The organism is Microcoleus sp. FACHB-1515, assembly GCF_014696105.1.
In the GTDB taxonomy this organism is placed as follows: Bacteria; Cyanobacteriota; Cyanobacteriia; order Elainellales; family Elainellaceae; genus JAAUTJ01.
Genome location: NZ_JACJPO010000020.1, coordinates 269,129 through 287,838 on the forward strand (window position 1 = coordinate 269,129; position 18,710 = coordinate 287,838).

General features: G+C 54.4%; 21 protein-coding genes and 1 tRNA gene. 10 read left to right on the forward strand and 12 right to left on the reverse strand.

Annotated elements, in window-relative coordinates:
- Positions 1 to 6: 6 nt before the first annotated feature.
- The 5 genes from H6F67_RS06900 to H6F67_RS06920 form a co-directional block, all read right to left on the reverse strand.
- Positions 7 to 1,212 carry an aspartate aminotransferase gene (locus H6F67_RS06900; protein WP_190764635.1) on the reverse strand — a complete coding sequence of 402 codons (1,206 nt, stop codon included), beginning with the start codon at positions 1,210 to 1,212 and terminating at the stop codon, positions 7 to 9.
- A complete protein-coding gene (locus H6F67_RS06905; RefSeq protein ID WP_190764637.1) occupies positions 1,209 to 2,345 on the reverse strand; it encodes an iron-containing alcohol dehydrogenase family protein in 1,137 nt (378 codons plus the stop codon). Before H6F67_RS06905 ends, H6F67_RS06900 begins: the two co-directional genes overlap by 4 nt.
- A 76-nt stretch (positions 2,346 to 2,421) precedes the next feature.
- Complete coding sequence (locus H6F67_RS06910; protein ID WP_190764639.1) at positions 2,422 to 2,961, reverse strand: Ycf51 family protein; 540 nt, start codon at positions 2,959 to 2,961, stop codon at positions 2,422 to 2,424.
- Between the two features lie 71 nt (positions 2,962 to 3,032).
- On the reverse strand, positions 3,033 to 3,497 hold the full coding sequence (gene sufU / locus H6F67_RS06915; RefSeq protein ID WP_190764641.1) for a Fe-S cluster assembly sulfur transfer protein SufU: 465 nt from the start codon (positions 3,495 to 3,497) through the stop codon (positions 3,033 to 3,035).
- Positions 3,498 to 3,631: 134 nt separating this feature from the next.
- Positions 3,632 to 4,087, reverse strand: a complete 456-nt coding sequence (locus H6F67_RS06920; protein WP_190764643.1) for a DMT family transporter — start codon at positions 4,085 to 4,087, stop codon at positions 3,632 to 3,634.
- A gap of 113 nt (positions 4,088 to 4,200) precedes the next feature.
- On the opposite strand from H6F67_RS06920, the gene H6F67_RS06925 reads away from it, so the two are divergent.
- The 6 genes from H6F67_RS06925 (at position 4,201) to H6F67_RS28325 (ending at position 8,367) form a co-directional block, all read left to right on the forward strand.
- The gene (locus H6F67_RS06925; protein ID WP_190764645.1) at positions 4,201 to 4,692 is read left to right on the forward strand and encodes a MarR family winged helix-turn-helix transcriptional regulator; all 492 of its coding nucleotides are present in this window, start codon (positions 4,201 to 4,203) and stop codon (positions 4,690 to 4,692) included.
- Positions 4,693 to 4,787: 95 nt separating this feature from the next.
- Entirely contained in the window at positions 4,788 to 5,567 is a 780-nt protein-coding gene (locus H6F67_RS06930) for a photosystem II S4 domain protein (RefSeq protein WP_190764647.1), read from the forward strand.
- Positions 5,568 to 6,626, forward strand: coding sequence for an endonuclease/exonuclease/phosphatase family protein (locus H6F67_RS06935; RefSeq protein WP_190764650.1), 1,059 nt, complete (start codon positions 5,568 to 5,570; stop codon positions 6,624 to 6,626).
- Positions 6,627 to 6,673: 47 nt separating this feature from the next.
- Positions 6,674 to 6,747 (forward strand) — tRNA-Val (locus tag H6F67_RS06940).
- A gap of 66 nt (positions 6,748 to 6,813) precedes the next feature.
- Positions 6,814 to 6,951: a hypothetical protein gene (locus tag H6F67_RS06945; protein ID WP_190764652.1), complete on the forward strand. Its 138-nt coding sequence runs from the start codon at positions 6,814 to 6,816 to the stop codon at positions 6,949 to 6,951.
- 426 nt (positions 6,952 to 7,377) lie between these two features.
- On the forward strand, positions 7,378 to 8,367 hold the full coding sequence (locus H6F67_RS28325) for a septal ring lytic transglycosylase RlpA family protein (RefSeq protein WP_313926775.1): 990 nt from the start codon (positions 7,378 to 7,380) through the stop codon (positions 8,365 to 8,367).
- Here H6F67_RS28325 and H6F67_RS06955 read toward each other — a convergent pair.
- The 3 genes from H6F67_RS06955 to cysE all read right to left on the reverse strand — a co-directional run bounded on the left by H6F67_RS06955 (position 8,319) and on the right by cysE (position 11,203).
- A complete protein-coding gene (locus H6F67_RS06955; protein ID WP_190764656.1) occupies positions 8,319 to 8,963 on the reverse strand; it encodes a Crp/Fnr family transcriptional regulator in 645 nt (214 codons plus the stop codon). The two genes, H6F67_RS28325 and H6F67_RS06955, sit on opposite strands and share 49 nt — an antisense overlap.
- A 132-nt stretch (positions 8,964 to 9,095) precedes the next feature.
- Complete coding sequence (gene aroA, locus H6F67_RS06960; RefSeq protein ID WP_190764658.1) at positions 9,096 to 10,430, reverse strand: 3-phosphoshikimate 1-carboxyvinyltransferase; 1,335 nt, start codon at positions 10,428 to 10,430, stop codon at positions 9,096 to 9,098.
- Between the two features lie 41 nt (positions 10,431 to 10,471).
- Positions 10,472 to 11,203 (reverse strand): serine O-acetyltransferase, encoded by a 732-nt coding sequence (gene cysE / locus H6F67_RS06965; RefSeq protein WP_190764893.1) that lies wholly within the window; start codon positions 11,201 to 11,203, stop codon positions 10,472 to 10,474.
- A gap of 359 nt (positions 11,204 to 11,562) precedes the next feature.
- Between cysE and chlG the strand changes: the two genes are divergently transcribed.
- The 3 genes from chlG to psb35 all read left to right on the forward strand — a co-directional run bounded on the left by chlG (position 11,563) and on the right by psb35 (position 15,424).
- A complete protein-coding gene (gene chlG / locus H6F67_RS06970; protein WP_190764659.1) occupies positions 11,563 to 12,555 on the forward strand; it encodes a chlorophyll synthase ChlG in 993 nt (330 codons plus the stop codon).
- A gap of 231 nt (positions 12,556 to 12,786) precedes the next feature.
- The gene (locus tag H6F67_RS06975) at positions 12,787 to 15,102 is read left to right on the forward strand and encodes a penicillin-binding protein 1A (RefSeq protein WP_313926776.1); all 2,316 of its coding nucleotides are present in this window, start codon (positions 12,787 to 12,789) and stop codon (positions 15,100 to 15,102) included.
- A gap of 103 nt (positions 15,103 to 15,205) precedes the next feature.
- Positions 15,206 to 15,424 carry a photosystem II assembly protein Psb35 gene (gene psb35 / locus H6F67_RS06980; protein ID WP_190764661.1) on the forward strand — a complete coding sequence of 73 codons (219 nt, stop codon included), beginning with the start codon at positions 15,206 to 15,208 and terminating at the stop codon, positions 15,422 to 15,424.
- 54 nt (positions 15,425 to 15,478) lie between these two features.
- Here the strand turns inward: psb35 and H6F67_RS06985 are convergent, their stop codons facing one another.
- Positions 15,479 to 16,819 carry a 16S rRNA (cytosine(967)-C(5))-methyltransferase gene (locus H6F67_RS06985; protein ID WP_190764663.1) on the reverse strand — a complete coding sequence of 447 codons (1,341 nt, stop codon included), beginning with the start codon at positions 16,817 to 16,819 and terminating at the stop codon, positions 15,479 to 15,481.
- Between the two features lie 112 nt (positions 16,820 to 16,931).
- On the opposite strand from H6F67_RS06985, the gene H6F67_RS06990 reads away from it, so the two are divergent.
- Positions 16,932 to 17,249 carry a hypothetical protein gene (locus H6F67_RS06990; protein ID WP_190764666.1) on the forward strand — a complete coding sequence of 106 codons (318 nt, stop codon included), beginning with the start codon at positions 16,932 to 16,934 and terminating at the stop codon, positions 17,247 to 17,249.
- 56 nt (positions 17,250 to 17,305) lie between these two features.
- On the opposite strand, the gene H6F67_RS06995 is transcribed toward H6F67_RS06990, so the two are convergent.
- The 3 genes from H6F67_RS06995 to H6F67_RS07005 all read right to left on the reverse strand — a co-directional run bounded on the left by H6F67_RS06995 (position 17,306) and on the right by H6F67_RS07005 (position 18,684).
- Entirely contained in the window at positions 17,306 to 17,758 is a 453-nt protein-coding gene (locus tag H6F67_RS06995) for an orange carotenoid protein N-terminal domain-containing protein (RefSeq protein ID WP_190764668.1), read from the reverse strand.
- 251 nt (positions 17,759 to 18,009) lie between these two features.
- Positions 18,010 to 18,306 carry a hypothetical protein gene (locus tag H6F67_RS07000; RefSeq protein WP_190764669.1) on the reverse strand — a complete coding sequence of 99 codons (297 nt, stop codon included), beginning with the start codon at positions 18,304 to 18,306 and terminating at the stop codon, positions 18,010 to 18,012.
- A 117-nt stretch (positions 18,307 to 18,423) separates the two neighbouring features.
- Complete coding sequence (locus H6F67_RS07005; RefSeq protein WP_206753893.1) at positions 18,424 to 18,684, reverse strand: hypothetical protein; 261 nt, start codon at positions 18,682 to 18,684, stop codon at positions 18,424 to 18,426.
- Positions 18,685 to 18,710: the final 26 nt, after the last annotated feature.

Consider the following 18,710-nt stretch of genomic DNA (forward strand, 5'->3'; position numbering starts at 1 on the left):
CTCGCTTCACTTTCCGGCGATCGCTTCCGGCTGAAAGCGGATGTTCGCTTGGCGCAGTCGATCGAGCGCGGTTTGGAGGCGATCGAGTTCCGCAATCAGGCTGATGCGGACGTAGCCTTCGCCGCCCGCGCCAAAGGCATTTCCGGGGGTGACCACCACTCCGGTTTGCTGCAAAACCGAAAGCGCAAAATCGGTCGAGGTCATTCCGGGCGGACAGGGAACCCAAAGATACATCGTTGCTTTCGTTTTGGGCACAGACCAGCCCAACTCGCCCAACCCCTGAATCAAAAAGTCGCGGCGCGTCCGATAGCGAGCTTGCACTTCATGCAAATAGACATCAGGAAGCTGCAAAGCCGTTTCCGCTGCCGATTGCAAGGCGGCAAAAATGCCGTAGTCCATGTTGGTTTTCAGCGTCCGCAAGCCCTGAATCACGTGGCGATTGCCGACGACAAAGCCGACGCGCCAGCCTGCCATGTTGTAGGTTTTCGACATCGTGTGAAACTCCACGCCGATCTCTTTTGCGCCCTCAATTTCCAGCAAACTCGTCGGCTGGTAGCCATCAAAGGCGAGTTCCGCATACGCCTGGTCGTGAACCAGCAGAATTTCGTGCTTGCGAGCAAAGGCAACCACATCCTCGAAAAATTCACGCGGAGCAGTGGCCGCTGTCGGGTTGCTCGGATAGTTGAAGTACATGATTTTGGCGCGATCGGCCACTGCATCGGGAATCGCTCCCAAGTCAATCAGCCAGTCTTGTTCTGCCTTCAGCACCAAGGGATAAATTTCGCCACCTGCAATCAAGGGGCCGCGAAAATGGGCGGGATAGGCGGGACTCGGCACGAGAACCAGATCGCCCGGATTGATGTAGGCGATCGCCAAATGCGCCAGTCCTTCCTTTGATCCCAGCAGCGGCAACGCTTCGCCCTCTGGATCAAGTTCGACACCATAGCGACGGTGATACCACTGGGTAATCGATCGCCGGAAGCTCGCGGTTCCCTCAAACGGCGGGTAGCCATGATTGGCGGGATTTTGCAGAGCCGCGATCGCCGCATCCACAACGGGCTGAGGCGTTGCGCCATCGGGATTTCCCATGCCCAAATCGATCAGGTCTAAGCCTTGTTCACGGGCGCGGGCTTTGAGTTCATCCAATCGGGCAAAAACGTAGGGCGGCAGGGCGCGGAGGCGATCGGCGGGCGTAATCCAATCCAAGCTCATGCCGTCACCTCAACGCTAGAGATCATGCTGTCGGTCGGCGCAGTGGTCGAAACCATTGCGGCCATCAGTTGGGCGGGCGTCACGGCAAACGGCAGGCGGTGAATGTCGGAGCCGATCGAGCAGGCAACTTCAGCAGCATGTTGGAGGTCAGCGATCGTCATATTTGCCAAACCCAAATCCGCCAAGCTCTGCGGCAAGCCAATTTCGGCATAAAACTTGAGTAGCTGCTGGCGAGCGGTTGCCGCCAGTCGATTGTTCTGCACCAGTTCTTCCAGCCGTAGCTGAACCAAAATGCCGTAAGCGACTTTTTCGCCGTGCAATGTGCCGTGACTTTGCAACAAGTGAGTCAGGCCGTTGTGAACCGCGTGAGCTGCGACGGTTCGGCACTGCGCTCCGCCCAATCCGCCGATCGCGCCCGCCAGCAGCACGGTGGCATCCACAACTTCGCGCCACTGTGTTCCGCCCGGATCGGCGAGGGCAGCGGCAGATTTTTGGAAGAGGAGATCGCGCAAAACTCTGGCCTGCTGGACGGCGGCGATGATGAGGGTGCGATCGCTCTGTCCACTGCTCACCGAAGCTTCATACCACTTCGCCAGCGCATCGCCAATTCCGGCTACGAGCGTGCGCTGACTCGCGGTTTGAATCACGTCATAGTCGAGAATCAGCAGGTCAGGAGCGCGATCGAGCGCCACATCATAGGAAAACGCGCCTTCCTCTGAATAGACGTTTGACAAAGCTGTCCAGGCCGCACAGGTTGCGCCCGACGTGGGAATTGTGGCAATTCGTAGATTGCACTGATGGGCGATCAGCTTCGCAGCGTCGATCGCTTTGCCGCCTCCCACACCGATGATCAAGTCTGCTTGATGATTGGCGACTGCCTGCCGCAATTTTGCCAGCGAAGATTCACTACAGTCTGCCCCGTAGCTTGCCTGCGTCCAGGTCAGATTGTGCGCTTCAAGGACAAGCTGGAGATGCGGTTGAATGGCGGTGAGCGATCGATCCCCACCAATCACCAAAGGCCGCCCACCAAGTCGGGCAAGCAACATTCCTGACTGAGCGATCGCACCTCCGCCGCGCACCACACAAGCGGGAGCCACCATCAGCGACAGCACCGATTCAGCAGTCTGGGTCATAAGCCAAGCAAACCTCAAATTCCCTTGCGATAGATTATTAATTTACACGATCTAATCTGTAGCGTACTTAACAAAGTCACTGTTGCCTGACATCTGAGGGCACATCGGCAGCGGGTAGCTGGGCGAGGCGATCGCGATAAATTTCAATTTCCATTTGATCGTCGGTGCGCGAAGCGAGCGATCGCTTAATCTGCCCCAGCACGAGCGGCTGCGACACGCCCGGTTCCGGATGCAGAACCGTCCGAGCGCGAATCGTCATTTGCGGCTCACCTTGTCCCAAGCGTCCGAGCGAAAAGAAATTACTCGCCGCCTGCTTCAGCGTCGCTTCCAGTTCTGTCTCAGTGATCGTTTCCGGCACCACAATCACCACTTGCGAACCACCGCCGTCATACACGGTCGAATAGCGCACCGCACCGGGGATTACCGTGCGCGTAAACGGCTCTAGCCCCAAGGCAAACAGGCCGAACGCCAAGACCGCCGTGAAGCCTGTGACGCCAATCATCTGAAAGCGAATGCCCCACTTGAAGAGGAAGCTGAGAACGGCGATCGCGGCAAAAACGGCTGTGGCAATGCCTGCCCATTGTGCATAGATGAGAAATTCTGCGGGAGTGATCATAGTTTTGAGTTCAAAGATCAAGAAGCGGATGTCAAAAAGTCGCGATCGACTCGCCGACATTCGATCGCCAGCTATTCGTTGCTGACAACTGCGGGCTGTGCGGTCGATTGCTCTAAAGCCGCTTTAACCGTGTGCCATGACAGATTAGCGCACTTGATGCGGACGGGAAATTGCGCGACGCCCTGCATGACGTTGAGCTTGCGGAGTTCGTTGGGAAATTCGGCTTCGCCTTTCATCATGCTTTGGAAGCGCTGCACCATTGCCAAAGCTTCTTCGGTCGTTTTGCCGCGCAGAGCATCGGCCATCAGGTCGGCAGAAGCCATCGCGATCGCACAGCCTTCCCCCTCAAACCGAACATCCTCGATTCGATCGCCCGTTTCGTCCAGATGCAGCGTCAGTTCGATCGTATCTCCACACGAGGGATTGTGGCCTTTTTGGTAGCGATCGACGGGCGTGGTTGTACCGCGATTGCGCGGCTTCTTGTAGCGTTCCAAAATGACCTGCTGATAGAGGTCGCGTAAGTTGTCTAGCGCCATGATGAGATCAGGTCAAAATACTTACTCTATATCTTGATCCTAACAGGCTTGGTGTGGGGTTAGCAGTAGGGATATTGCGCTCAAAGCGGTGTGGGTTGCGGATCGCTGCCTCAGCCTCTTTCTGCCGCTGATGTTTACCGCTTGGCGTAAGCCACAAGTGAAACGCCAATGAACACAATGACGACTCCTGCAATTCGGGCTGGACTGGCCGGATATTTTGCCAGCCCGATCGCGCCATAGTGATCGAGAAATAGCGCTGCGAGCATCTGTCCTGCAAACGTGAGCGCTAGCGTTAGGGTCGCTCCGATTCTTAGCGTTGCCACAATGGTTGCCCAAACGTAGAGCGTGCCCAAGCATCCACCCGTCCACATCCACCAAGAAGTTTGAGTCAACGCCGTCGAAGTGGGAAGTGGATACTGTGCAAAAAAGCAAATCAGGAGCGAGGTCAACGTCCCTGCAAGATACGAAACAAACGTAACCTGCATCGGTTCGCCCACATAACGCCGCAGCAGTGTGTTCAGGGCGACCTGTATTGGAATGAAAGTACCGCCAGCAAGGGCTGCGAGGAGGTAAATTGTCCGACCATTCATGCTGGAAGCCTCTCGATTTATCTTGAAGTTAAGATACTTGATGTCGAGATTGTAGCACCTGTTTTGATGTCAAGATATTTAATGTCAAGAGACTTAGCTGAGGAAGCTGCACGATGGAGTTCGATCGCGTCGATCAGATTTTGGCGCAGTGGCAGCGAGAACGCCCTGACCTAGACGTTTCCCCAATGGGGATTATTGGACGGGTGACTCGATTAGCCAAACATCTAGAACACGCCATCCAAACAACATTTTCAGATTTTGGCTTAACTGTTGGCGAGTTTGACGCGCTAGCAACGCTGCGTCGTTCTGGTCAGCCGTACCAGCTTTCACCCACCGAATTGTTTAATACCCTCATGGTTTCATCCGGCACGATGACGCATCGGATCGATCGCTTAGAGCAAGCTGAACTCGTTCGGCGAATTCCCGATCGAAGCGATCGTCGGGGAACGCAAATTCAGCTAACTGAGAAAGGCTTTAGCGTGGTCGAAAAAGCGGTTGAAGCACATGTGATCAATGAACAGCGAATCCTCAACGGTTTAGAAGCGTCGGAACGTGAAGTTCTCACTCAGCTACTTCGTAAGTTTTTAGCGTCGTTTGAGGAGTAGCTGAGCGTAATTTAGGGCTGCTTGAGGCCATCAGCGATCGTCAAATGAATACAATCGATACAATAAAGGCTCTGTGATATTGAGCAACTGAAAGAATGCTGCCGAGAGAAGACTTACTTCAGGGCGTCGAAGACCGAGACAGCGCAGCGCGAGTTGTTGATCAGGCCGATCGCGCCCTTAAAACTTGGGAAGTGGAATGCACCGATTTTCTCTCGCCGCCGGAACTGGCCGACGTGCAGCGGATGTTTGCCCGCCTAACGGACGTAGAAATTTTGGCGTGGGGCGGCTACCCGCAGGCCGAACGTCAGCGCGTGGCGATCGCTCGCTCGGAAATTCCGCTGGATGCATCTCAGGTGGCTTTGGCGGCGATCGACATTGCCGGAAACTTTCTGTTCGATCCGGCGACGCATCGCGATTTTCTGGGGGCGCTGCTGGGAACGGGCATCGTTCGCGAAAAGGTAGGCGATATTCTCGTCCTGGGTGAACGCGGGGCACAGGCGATCGTCGTGCCGGAACTGGTGGAATTTCTGGAAATGAGCTTGACGCAGGTGCGATCGGTTCCCGTCAAAACGCGCCGCATTGACTTTAGCGAACTGAAAATTCGCGAACCGAAGAAAAAAGAAATGACGACAGTGGAAGCTTCGATGCGGCTGGATGCAGTTGCCTCAGCCGGATTTGGCATGTCGCGCAGCAAAATGGCCGACCTGATCAGCGCAGGCGATGTGCGCGTCAACTGGAAGGAAACCACGCAGCCCAGTCACGCGCTCAAGTCCGGCGATTTGGTGGCAATTCGCGGCAAGGGACGGCTGGAAATTGGCGAAGTGGCTGTGACGAAAAAAGACCGCTACCGTGTGCAGCTAACGCGATATGTGTAGATGGCGATCGGGAATTTTGCGTTCAGCGCTTGTATTTCCGTGCGTCGTCCTGTCTACTGCGTCATGCCGCGATCGAAATTCCAAAACCAACTGGCCGTTAAGCTGCTGGCCTTGCTTTGCTTTGGAGGAATTGTCGGAAGTACGCTGGTGGCGATCGTCAGTACGCGCTATGGCTGGCCGATGCTGCTGGAGCTAGCGTCGCACTTTCAGCTTCAGTATTTCGGATTTTCGCTGGTGCTGCTGGGTCTGCTGCTGCTGACTCGGCAACGCTGGCTAATTTTGATTAGTCTGCTCTGTATTTCGCTGCTGGCACAGCAAATTTTGCCTTGGTATCTGCCCCATCTGCCCACTGCCAACACCGCATTGCTGCGCGTACTGGCCTCGAACTTGAACGTCAATAATTTCGACTATTCGAGATTACTCAACCTGGTGCAGCAAGAACAGCCGGATGTAGTTGTTTTGATGGAAGTGAACGACACCTGGGGCAAACCGCTCGCACCTTTGCACCGCCAATATCCCTACTGGTTTGGGCTGTCTGAAGAGGCGAGCGCGGGCATTGCGATTTTGAGTCGATCGCCGCTGGAAAATTCCCAAATCGTGCGCTTTCGTCGGGACAGTACGCCCAGCATTATGACGCAGTTGACGATCGATCAGCATCCCGTTTCGCTCGTTGCCGTGCATCCGCTGGTTCCCGTCCGCCCTGCCCTCTTTCATCGCCGCAATCGCCAGTTTGCCGGAATGAGCGAGCAGATCGATCGCTCCAATTCGCTGATTGTGGTTGGCGATTTCAACGCAACAATGTGGTCGCCCTACTTGCAGATGCTCACCGCCAAGCTTGGCCTGCACAACTCGCGCAAAGGCTTTGGTATTTTGCCCACTTGGACAACACCCAGTCCGGTTTCGCCGTTTCCCGCTTGGCTCGCGCCGCTGCTGGCAATTCCGATCGACCACTGCCTGATCAGCCAAAATCTCCGCACGATCGACATGCACACCGGAGCGCCAGTCGGTTCTGACCACCTGCCGATCGTGGTGGATTTGGCGATTTCAAACGGTCAGTAAAAAATTTGCAGTTTAGCGATCGACTGTGCTATTATCGTTTACTGCAAGGACGCATAGCTCAGTTGGTTAGAGCACTACGTTGACATCGTAGGGGTCACTGGTTCGAGTCCAGTTGTGTCCATCACTCGTTTTGCCGCTTAAGGGGATACCTGCTGCCTGATTGCCAGCGGATAATCGCCGTTCTGCTGTGCCGTCAACGATGCAGCCGCCAATCGATCGCAGCAGTAAATTCTTAGCAAAAATTCCAGCTTTAGTTGAAATTCAAGCACCTGATGAAGCGATCGCCGCCGTGCAATTCAAGCGCAAGAATTACGAATTTTCTTAATAGTTTGCTTGCTTTCCAGCACTGAACAAATCGTCTGCTTTTTACAGAAATTTTGTTCAGTTCACGTCGTATTGTGAAGAAAAATTTCACACAATGCACTGGGTTAATCAAGGCAGCGATCGTTACTCCAAGAGGCAAAAGCTAATACAAATTAGGAAAGCCGACTGCTGGGATCGCCCAGTTTGTCGGGTTAGTGCTGTTTGTCGTTGCAGGGGATCAACCAACCATTTTTCTACCACCAGATAGATTTGAAGGTTGAAAAACCTCAGTATCGTCAGTGATCGTTGACTGAATTTCGTGCACTCTACATTGGATTTTTACCCGTCCATGAATTTATTTGGACTTTTTTCGGCTGCATTTATTACCTGTTTCTTTTCACAAACCAGCTTCCCAAAGCTTTCAGATTACGGGTCTGGAAGCTTTTTTGTGAAAACATTTCCACCCGTGCGATCGCTCCAAGCCTCAATTACCAAGCCAGTCCGGTCGCTACAGTCGATCGCCGCGTTGACCAGGCGCACGCCCCAAGCCGCAACAAAAATTCGTCCTGCCCTCGCCATCGTGCCCAACAGCGTTATTCCGCTTGCCGTTTCGCTGTGGCAGCGCCAGCCCGACCGCATCAGCGCACCAATCGCGCCGCCCAATCTAACTTCGGTGCAGCGAGCAACGCGCTTTCAAACCGGAGAAGATGCGGATGACTGCCTTCAATCGAGTCAGAAGCAGCCGTCAAAGGGCAAAATTTTTCAGGTTTGTCTGCGCGATCGCGTCGTGGCTGAATTTTCCAATCCAGCGCAGGCAGACGCGATGGCAAATCGACTGCGGCAGTGGCTTAAAGCTGATCGATCGGCAGATCGCCTTCAGCTTCAGTTTGTGAATGATATGCCTGCGATTCTGGTCGATGACACTGTGCTGGTTTCGATCGATCCTCGTCTGAGTAAAGCACTCCGGCGCAACCGCGAACTGATTGCGATCGACTGGCTCAATCAGCTTCGGCTCGCCCTAAACGCTGAGCCGTTGAGCTTGGTGGAAGCGCAGATGCAGCTTTATGGTTTATCTGACCAGTCCAAGGGCGAACTGAGCGGCATTGCCTCTTGGTATGGGCCGTATTTTCACGGACGGCTAACGGCAGCAGGCGAAATTTTCAATCAAAATGAACTGACGGCAGCGCATCCCAGCTTGCCATTCAATACGTTCCTCAAAGTCACCAATCTGGAAACCGGAAAATCGGTGATTGTGCGAATTAACGATCGCGGCCCCTATGTCGGTACGCGATCGCTAGATTTATCCAGACAGGCCGCCCGCAGCATCGGCAGCGAGCTTCGCGGCGTCGTCAATTACGAAGCGGTGATTCTTGATGCGCCTGCGATCGCTCAAGACCGTCCATCACCGGATGCGGTCGCGTTGAGCAATACCAAGTGACGCTGAGGATCGATCGCCAGCCAACCCTCGTCGCGCAACTGGCTCAGCAGCCGAGTGACCGTGACGCGGGTTGTGCCGATCGCGTTGGCAAGCTGCTGATGGGTCAGTCGCACGCTGAGGCGAATGCCGCGCTCGGTGGGCTGACCAATTTCCTGTTGAAGTAAGAGCAGCAGATGCCGCAAGCGGTCTTCGACGCGCCGATAGCCCACCATTGCCAAAATCGTTTCGGCCTGCTGCAAGCGGCGAGCGATTTGGCGAAACAAGCCTTGCGACAGAGCGGGCGACTGCTCAACTTCGGCCAGCGTCAGCCGCATCAAATCGACTTCCGACAGAGCCGACGCTTGATAGGGACGAATCAGCGAGAACGGCAGACCAAACGGCATTCCCGGACAGGCCAAGCCCAAAAGCGATTCTTCACCGCTGTCATACAGCGTGCCAAGCTGGACAACGCCGCGACAGACGACCCAAATTTCGTTTGGCAGCAGTTCGATCGCTTGACCACTGCGAAACGGATAAAGGTTTCGTCCGCTGTAAAGCGCTTCGAGCGCCTGACGCAAATCGGGCTGGGGCGAGGTTGCCACGATCGATTGCAGCATAAAGTTGAAGGGGTGCGCTAGGTTCTGGCTTTCAGGCTAAAGCATTCAACTGAAGAACAGGTAATTTGCAGATTGGCCTTTGGTTAAGGTTGTGTTAGCGAACACCTGTCGTTGGTTTTCTTGGCTGCCACCTTATTCGCAAAGTTGCTGTAGGGTCGGGGTGAAGTTGGGGTAAGAAATGGCGGCAGCTTCGGCACGGTGAATCGTGGTTTTGCCTTGAGCGCAGAGGGCAGCGATCGCCAAACTCATTGCAATGCGGTGATCGGTATGGCTATCGACTTCCGTGCCTTTCAACGCTGCGCCGCCGACAATATCGAGTCCGTCTGGATATTCGCTGACGGAAACGCCCATTTGCTGAAGCTGTGCCGCTATGACTGCTAAGCGATCGCTTTCCTTGACTCGCAGTTCTGCCGCATCGCGAATTGTCGTTGTGCCGTCTGCAACCGCAGCGGCAACCGCCAGAATCGGAATTTCATCGATCAATCGAGGAATTAGATCGCCCGAAATCGCTGCTGCCTTGAGCCGACTCGATCGCACCCGCAAATCGGCCACAGGTTCACCCGCGACGATTCGCTCGTTTTCTAACGTGATGTCCGCTTCCATCTGGGAAAGCGCTTCCAGAATTCCGGTTCGCGTCGGATTGACGCCGACATTTTCGATCGTCAAGTCAGAACTCGGCACGATCGCTCCGGCCACCAGCCAAAATGCCGCCGAACTGATATCGCCCGGAACGATGACTTCCTGACCTTGGAGCCGTCCACCTCCAATTATTGTGACGCTACACCGCTCTGGGTCAACCTTGAGCATTGCGCCAAACGCTTGCAGCATTCGTTCACTGTGATCGCGAGACAGAGCAGGCTCGATCACCGTCGTTTCACCTTGGGTCAGCAGTCCGGCCAGCAAAATGCAGGACTTGACCTGAGCCGACGCGATCGGAGAACGATAGGTAATTGGCTTGAGCGATCGACCCTGCACGGCGATCGGTGCAAATCCGCCTTGACGATGCCAAATTTCTGCGCCCATCTGCCGCAGCGGATCGATCACGCGCTTCATCGGGCGTGATCGCAGCGAAGCGTCGCCCGTGACGGTGAAAAAGCGATCGCGATGAGAAGCTAAAATTCCCAGCATCAAGCGCATCGTCGTTCCTGAATTTCCGGCATCCAAAATGTCGATCGGCTCTTGCAGATTGCCCAAGCCAATGCCTTGAACCGTAACGCGGTTGGAATTGAGGTCTGAAATCGTTGCGCCCATCGATCGAAAGCAAGCTGCGGTGCTGCGCGGATCTTCACCCAGCAGCAATCCGGCGATCGAAGTTTCGCCTTCGGCCAGTGCCCCCAACATCAAGGCGCGATGCGAAATCGATTTGTCTCCAGGAATTTGAATGCGTCCACGCAACGCCAAATCAGCAGGTGGCGCGATCGTCAGGACGTGATGAGCATTCGTGTCGCTGAGGGAAATCGTCGCCATACTGAAACGCTGTGCAAAAAGTGGGCGTAGCGATCGTACCGCTAAATTCCCGCTCCATTCAGAAATTCTTCGATCAGGCGATCGCGCAAATCACAACTGGCCGAATCTTCCACTGCGGCCATCACAGGCAGAGTCGGCTGAGAAGATTGAAGCTGCTGCACCTGTCGCTCTAGCGATTCGATGCGATCGAGCAACGCCCGAATCACCTGCGCTTCCGAGTCCGGCAGGCTGCCATGCTCCAGTGGCCCAACGCGCTCACCCGATCGATACACAATTCGACCTGGAACGCCCACAACGGTACAGTCAGACGGCACGTCGCGCAAAACAACCGACCCCGCGCCAATCCGCACATTGCTGCCGACGTTGATGTTGCCTAGCACTTTCGCACCCGCCCCGACGACGACGTTTGCGCCCAAAGTGGGATGGCGTTTGCCGCATTCTTTTCCGGTTCCGCCCAAGGTCACACCTTGATAGATCAGCGCATAGTCTCCGACGATCGCCGTTTCACCAATCACCACGCCCATGCCGTGATCGATAAAGACGCCAGACCCGATCGCCGCTCCGGGGTGAATCTCGATGCCCGTGAAAAAGCGAGCCAAATGCGAAATCAAGCGCGGCACAAACGGCAGCTTCCACTGGTGCAGCCGATGCGCCACCCGATACAGCAACAGCGCTTGCAACCCCGGATAGCAAAACAACACCTCCAGCCAATTTCGAGCCGCAGGGTCACGCTCAAAGATAATGCGAAAGTCAGCCAGCAAAGAAGAAAACACGAGCAGCTTTCCCGGTAATTGTGAAGGCCACAAATATTTTAGCGCTCTGGGTATCGAGAGGCGATCGAGCGTTGAGCGGAAGCCAGAGGACGATCGGCAGAATTTTAACTCCGCTCCGATTAAATTTCGATCGAGCGATCGCACAAGTTGCTGGCAGCCTGCTGTATCCAACCTGTTCGCTGGCGCGGCTTAAAGGTACAGGCTTCGACCTTCAAGAGTGAACCTTCCAGAATATGCTGCTCACCTTGAGCAGGCCGAGTTTTTCACATCTTGCTTCAATTCAGTTTGGCTGAAGCTCGCTCGCCCTCCTCCTTAGCTTCTATGGCAGACTGAACAAATGAAACCCTACCTTCTGCCGTATGTCTGAAACTCCTCCTTCGATCGAAGCACCCGTTGAGCCGAGCCGGACGGGAAAAGCGCGTCAGCTTTTGGGCATGAAAGGCGCAAATTCAGGTGAAACTTCAATTTGGAAGATTCGCCTGCAACTGATGAAGCCGATTACCTGGATTCCCCTGATTTGGGGCGTCGTATGCGGGGCGGCTTCGGGCGGCAGATATACCTGGACGTTGGAGAACGTTTTGATTTCGGCGGCGGCGATGCTGCTGGCTGGCCCCTTGCTGACCGGATACACACAAACGCTCAACGACTATTACGATCGCGACCTCGACGCCATCAACGAACCCTACCGCCCCATTCCGTCTGGGGCGATTTCTGTGCCGCAGGTGATGACCCAGATCTGGATGTTGCTCATTGCCGGAATCGCGATCGCCTTTGCGCTCGATACTTGGGCAGGCCATCCGTTTCCGACCATTACGGCGCTGGCGATCGGCGGTTCGTTCCTCGCTTACATCTATTCTGCCCCACCTTTGAAGCTCAAGCAAAATGGCTGGTTGGGTAACTATGCGCTGGGTGCGAGCTACATTGCGCTGCCTTGGTGGACGGGTCACGCTTTGTTTGGCAATCTGAACTGGACGATCGTAGTTCTAACGCTGTTCTACAGCCTAGCCGGATTGGGAATTGCAGTTGTCAACGATTTTAAGAGCGTGGAGGGCGATCGCCAGCTTGGATTGAAATCGCTGCCCGTAATGTTTGGCGTGACCAATGCGGCGTGGATTTGCGTGTTGGCGATCGATGTGTTTCAAGCGGGAGTGGCCGGATATCTCATCAGCATTCAGCAAAATCTGTACGCCGTGATTTTGATTTTGCTGATCGTGCCGCAAATTACGTTTCAAGATATGTACTTCCTGCGCGATCCGCTCAAGAACGACGTGAAATATCAAGCCAGCGCTCAGCCGTTTCTCGTGTTGGGAATGCTGGTGACGGCGTTGGCGATCGGTCATGCAGGCAGTTAGAAGGCAAAGAGCAGCGGGCAAAAGGCCAAAGGAAACAGCTAATACTCGATACTCGATCCCCGAAGCTCTCGACTTGAGTTGACATCAACGGGTGATTCCCCTACCCTTGATTGGAGTTCAAGGAACGTCACAATTGGGGATCGCCCGATTTTTGATGCAGCTTTCGATGAACCAACCATACGATCGAATCGCCTTGGCGAGCGATCCCCAGCGGCAGTGTGAGGAATTGCAGTGACAGACTTCATCTCTCGGCTCAAAGCCATGTCTACCCGACTGGGCGATCCCAATCAGACAGATACGCCTCCGCCCGAAACCGAAGGTGAACCGACACGAAGGCGGCGATCGCGTCGTCGCACTCCCCCTCCGCTCTATCAGCGCTGGTGGATTTGGGCACTCCTCGGCATCGGAGCAACAGCAGGCGGCAGTGCAATCGCGATCGCGCAAACGATGCAGTCGATCGGACGTGGCCTGCCAGAAACAAAGCTGATTTTGAACTATGTGCGTAACGGCACGCTGACAATGAAGGCGTCGGATGGAACCGTTTTGCAGCAGCTTGGCCCTGCGACACGCCAGCGCATGACTTTGAGCCAAATGCCAACGCAGCTTGTTGAAGCATTTGTGGCCTCAGAAGACGCAGATTTCTACCAGCACAGCGGCGTGGATTTTCAGGCGATCGCCCGCGCCACTTTACGCAACGTCACTGAAGGCGAAGTGGTCGAAGGCGGCAGCACCATTACCCAGCAGCTTGCTCGCATCGTTTTTCTCGACCAAGAGCGCAGTATCGAGCGCAAACTGCGTGAAGCCATGCTCGCTCGCAAAATCGAGCGCGAGATTAGCAAAGAGCAAATTCTAGAGCGCTACCTCAATTTGGTGTATTTGGGGTCGAGTGCTTACGGCGTGGCCGATGCTGCCTGGATCTATTTCAGCAAATCGGTCAACCAGCTAACGCTGCCGGAAATGGCAATGATCGCCGGATTGCCGCCTGCACCGAGTGCTTATTCGCCACTGGTGAATGAAGAACTCGCCCATCGCCGTCGCGATCTCGTCTTGGGACGAATGGTCGAAGCAGGCTACATCACCCAGGCCGAAGCGGATGCAGCGATCGCCACGCCCCTTGTGCTCAAGCCGAGTCAGCCGCGCAACCTCTACAGCCCCTATCCCTACTTCACCTCCTATGTGCAGCAGCAGTTGCCCAAGCTGATTCCGGCTGAGCAGCTTGAAATCGGTGGTCTGACGGTGGAAACGACGATGAACGTCGCCCAGCAAACACACGGGCAAGAAACGATTCAGAACGCGATCGAGCGCTATGGCCCTGGTCAAAATTTTGGTGAAGCGGCGTTGGTGTCGATCGATCCTCGCTCAGGCGAAATCAAATCGATCGTTGGTGGAAATGACTTCAACGAAAGTCAGTTCAACCGCGCAACGCAGGCACAGCGCCAGCCGGGATCAACGTTCAAGACGTTGGTGTATACGACAGCGATCGCGGCAGGCTTTTCGCCCTATAAGCCGTACATGGATGCGAAGCTCGTCGTGGACGGCTATGAACCACAAAACTACAGCCGTACCTACAGCGGCTCGATGTCGATGCGCGAAGCGCTGATCAAATCCGTCAACATCATTGCGGTCAAGGCGCTGATCGAGGTGGGTTTCGATCCGGTGATTGCTATGTCGAAGCGCATGGGCATTCAGTCGAATTTAGTTCCGGCCTATTCGCTCGCGCTGGGATCCTCGGAAGTGAATCTGCTGGAACTCACCAGCTCGTATGGCACGCTGGCAAATCAAGGCAATTACGTTCAGCCTCATGCCATTCGGCGCGTGTTCGATCGATTTGGCAACGAAATTTATCGCGCCCAGCCGGAAGCACAGCGAGCCGTTGATGCGGATACTGCCGCCATCATGACCTGGATGCTGCGCGGCGTCGTGTCGAGTGGGACGGGCGGAAATGCCGCGATCGATCGTCCTGTTGCAGGCAAAACCGGAACGTCTGAAAATCGGCGCGACCTGTGGTTCATCGGCTATGTGCCGCAATTAGTAACGGGTGTGTGGTTGGGCAACGACAACAACCGCCCCACCTATGGGGCAAGCAGCACAGCGGCTCGCGTTTGGCGCAACTACATGGGCGACATTGTGGACGGCATGGAGGTTGAGCCATTCCCGGAACTGCCGCGCCTGCGAGGACGCGAAGGCTCGATCGAGGCAGAACCAATCAAACCGCGTCGGATGCGAGCCGACACTGCCCCGACGCGCAACAGCGAAGACGAAGAAGCAAGCACACCAGCGCGATCGCGCCGTCGCAGCAGCGCATCACGCATCGAAGAATCAGCTCCGGTAGAACCGCGTCGTCGTCGTCGTCAGGCTGCCCCGGTTGCCGAAGAAGCACCTGCACCCGCCCGTCGATCGCAGCGTCGTCAGGCTGCTCCAGTTCAGCGGTCTGCTCCTGCACCCGAACCTGCTGCCCCAGCACCTGTTGAAGCTGCGCCGAAGCCAATTCCAGCAGCACCGCCTGCCGCCAGCGAACCTGCACCCGGCGAGCCGCCTCCACCCTAGCGGCTGTAGTTAAAACGACGAGATCTCTAAAAGGATGGATGTGCAGGGGCAAACTAACCCTATAGTTTAGAGTAAGTTTTTTCGTGCAAGGAGCAATTTCGAGATGATGCTGCTTATGGATGTTGGGGTGGCCGCAGAGTCGCATTTTCCCGTTTCGTTCACGCTGGTTTATGTGGTCGGCTTCATTGCTGCGGTGAGCATCGGCTCGATCGCCTGGTACAACTCCAAGCGTCCCCCCGGTTGGGAAAACAAGGAGCGTCCCGATATTGTGCCCGAAGTGCAAAAGGAAGAAACACCGGGAATCGGCAAGCCGCTCGAATAGTCACCCATTCGTTTCATCTTCAGCCCTGCTTATCGATCGAGCAGGGCTTTACCGTCACTCTTCACGCAATTGCAGTTTTGTCATAAAAAAGCCGTCCATCTGCTGCTGATCCGGGCGAATCTTTAGCCAGCCTTCAGAGGTTGCAAATTCAGCCCATTCTGAATCTGGTGGCTGAATTTGCCAGTCAGGATGATCGGCGAGAAACTGCTGCACGATCGCTTCATTTTCCTGCTGATTTAGCGTGCAGGTGGCATACACCAAAACTCCGCCAGGTTTTACCCAGGTGGCAGCTTGGGCGAGCAGTTCCGTTTGCAGTTGCACCAGTTGGGCGATCGAGTCGGGCGTTTGCCGCCAGCGGGCATCGGCGTGACGGTGCAGCGTTCCCAGACCGGAACAGGGCGCATCCAGCAAAACGCGATCGGCAGTTTTGTGAAACTGTGGCAGATCGCGACTGTCTGCGGTCAGCGTTTCGATCGATCGCAACTTCAGGCGATCGGCATTTTGCTGGACTTTTTTCAGGCGCGAGGCGGCGCGATCGATCGCCCAAATCTTGCCTTGATCCTGCATCAGTTCCGCTAAATGCGTTGTTTTGCCGCCCGGAGCCGCACATGCATCGATCACAACTTCTCCGGGCTGTGGATTGAGCAGATGTCCGACAAGCTGAGCGCTCGCATCTTGCACTGTCCACCAGCCTTGTGCAAATCCGGGCAGGGCATCGATCGCGCCCGTGCGAGCCTGTAAGCGCAACGCCTGCGGAAGATAGGGCAGACGCACGGTTCGCACTTTGGCCGCAGCAAATTCTGCTTCCAGCCGATCGATCGATGTGGCAAGCGGATTAACGCGCAAATCGATCGACGGCGGCTGATTAAACCAGTCACACAGCGTTTCAGCCACCTCTAGCCCAAACTGATTGATCCACAGTTGCGTGAGCCAGTCGGGATAGCTGTACTGAATCGCAAGGCGATCGATCGGCTCATTCGGCAGTCGCAGCGGATCGGCTTCTGCCGCCTGCCGCAAATACTGCCGCAGCACGCCATTCACAAATCCAGATAGCGCTCCCAGCCGATTTTGCTTTGCCAAATCAACCGTTGTTGTCACCGCTGCACTGGGCGGAATCTGAGTGAGATAGCGAAGCTGATAAAGCCCCAAGTGCAAAATAATTCGCAGATCCGGTGGCTGCTGGGCTGCCGATTTTGTTGCAAACTGGTCGATTAGGGCGTCGAGCGTGCGGCGACGGCGCGTGCAGCCATAAACCAGTTCGGTCGTTAGGCTGCGATCGAGCCGTTCCATTTGCGCCGACCGCAAAACGCGATCGAGCGCAATATCGGCAAATGCGTCTTGATAGGTAATCGATCGCAGAGCGAGAAATGCTTGTTGTCGAGCCGATGGCGTCACGCAGAAAATGAAGTGAAACAGATTTCTAGGATATCAATTGCGGTTGAAGCTGATCGAAACAAACCAACGATTTTCAAGTCAAAAATTAAGAAATGAATGGCGATCGAGTTCGATGAAATTGTTTTTCGTTTGCTTGCCGATCGGCTTAATTGCGGCTGTGGCTTCGGCATTTCTCTATGTCAATCCGCCAAACTGTACGATTCCCTATCCCGATTGCCCGCAGTTTGGCAAACAGCAAGGTGGATTTCCGCTGCCTGTCCTTGACGACAATGTGGGCGAATCGCCAACTCAAAGCTGGGGAAAAATTGATGAGGGCGATGTGGCTAGCGTCAATCTTTCCGCATTAGGAATCAACAGTCTATTTTATGCAGCGATTTTTTGGGCGAGTGGATTGATTGCCTTGCGACTGTTGCAAAAAGAAAGAAGCTGACCTGCGATCGCAAATCAGCTTCATCAAATCAAACCATTCAGCCACAACAAAGGAGATTACTTCGCACCCATTTCCACAACGGCACTGCGCGAGAAGTTAAGCCGCTGCTCAAAGTCCAACCCTTTGATCATTTCGACAAATTCGTTGGTTTCCTGCGGCAATTCATAGCTTTCAGGAACTTGAATCACCGAGCCTTCTTCCATGCCTTGCGCCAGCAGCAACCACAGATACAGCTTGCCGCTGGAACTCAAAGCAGTATAGGCTTTGCTGTATTGCGAATCAGCACGATTGACGATATCGCGCTGAGCCTGTAGCTGTTCTTCAGCCGAGAGATTTCTGATTTGATCATAAACTGCACGAGCTGGCTCTTCCGCTGTTTGAGTTCCGGGGGAAAGCTCATCTTTGATGTCGAGATAGCCATACCACAAGAGGGCAAGCTGCGTGTCTGCATCAAACTGCTGGAAGCGATCGAGCGCTTGTTTGGTGATGTCGTCTGTTGTAAATGTCATGAGATTCTATGAAACTTCGATTGCTATTGAGTGAACAAAGCAGAAAAGCAAACCTTTTCAAGCTCTTTTACAAAAGTTAGAAAATATTACGGCAGAATAACTCTACCTTCGGGGCAAAGCGCGATCGCTACCATTGGCGGATGAAAACGTTGGAGAACCTTTTATTGAGATATACAACAATCAGCTAGACAAACAAAAAGAGGATCATGCTGATCCTCTTGAATAATTCAGTGAAAAGTTTATCTCAACAATTACAGATTCGGATTGACATCCTTTGCCATTTCTACATAGTCGCTTGGGTCGCCAGTTTCCGCAGCTTCGATCGGTTCACTTTGCGGTTGCGGCACTTCAAGATGACTGGAGGTTGCAGCTTCAGCCGCTTTTGCACCCTCTTCAGTGGCATCAATTTCACTCACGCTAAACGCTTTTGCAGCTTCATAATCAGCATCGAGATCAACAGAAGGAGCTTTCTGCTCGCCTTCTTGAATCTCTTCAACCATTTGCTGAGCATCAAACGATTGGCTTTGATCATCCATTTCGGGTGCCATTGATTTGCTCCTATATCAATTCATTTGTGAGCCAAATTTATCAGGCTTGCCTTCGCAGTTCAGACTCTCCGCAGATAGATTCTGACTCGACCTGTAGAGATAGGCAGTTAATTCGCTCTAGATATTTCTCTGGAGTTTCGCTTGAACCATTGAAATTTGTTTGTTGAGATTTTTATCAATTTCGATGCCAAAGACCGAATAATTGCAGCGGCGATCGAGCCAGTCAAGTCCGCCAAGCTTCGGTGCAAATAGCGACAGGTTTGCTGCCGTTGCAGTCGGCAGGGCGATCGCTGCCAGTAAGCTTTTAGATGAATCGGCTTGTCGTTTTGAGCAGCGATACCGCAAGAATGGAACAGGCGCAAATTGACGACAAGCCAACAAAGCACACGAGGGAATGATTGAGA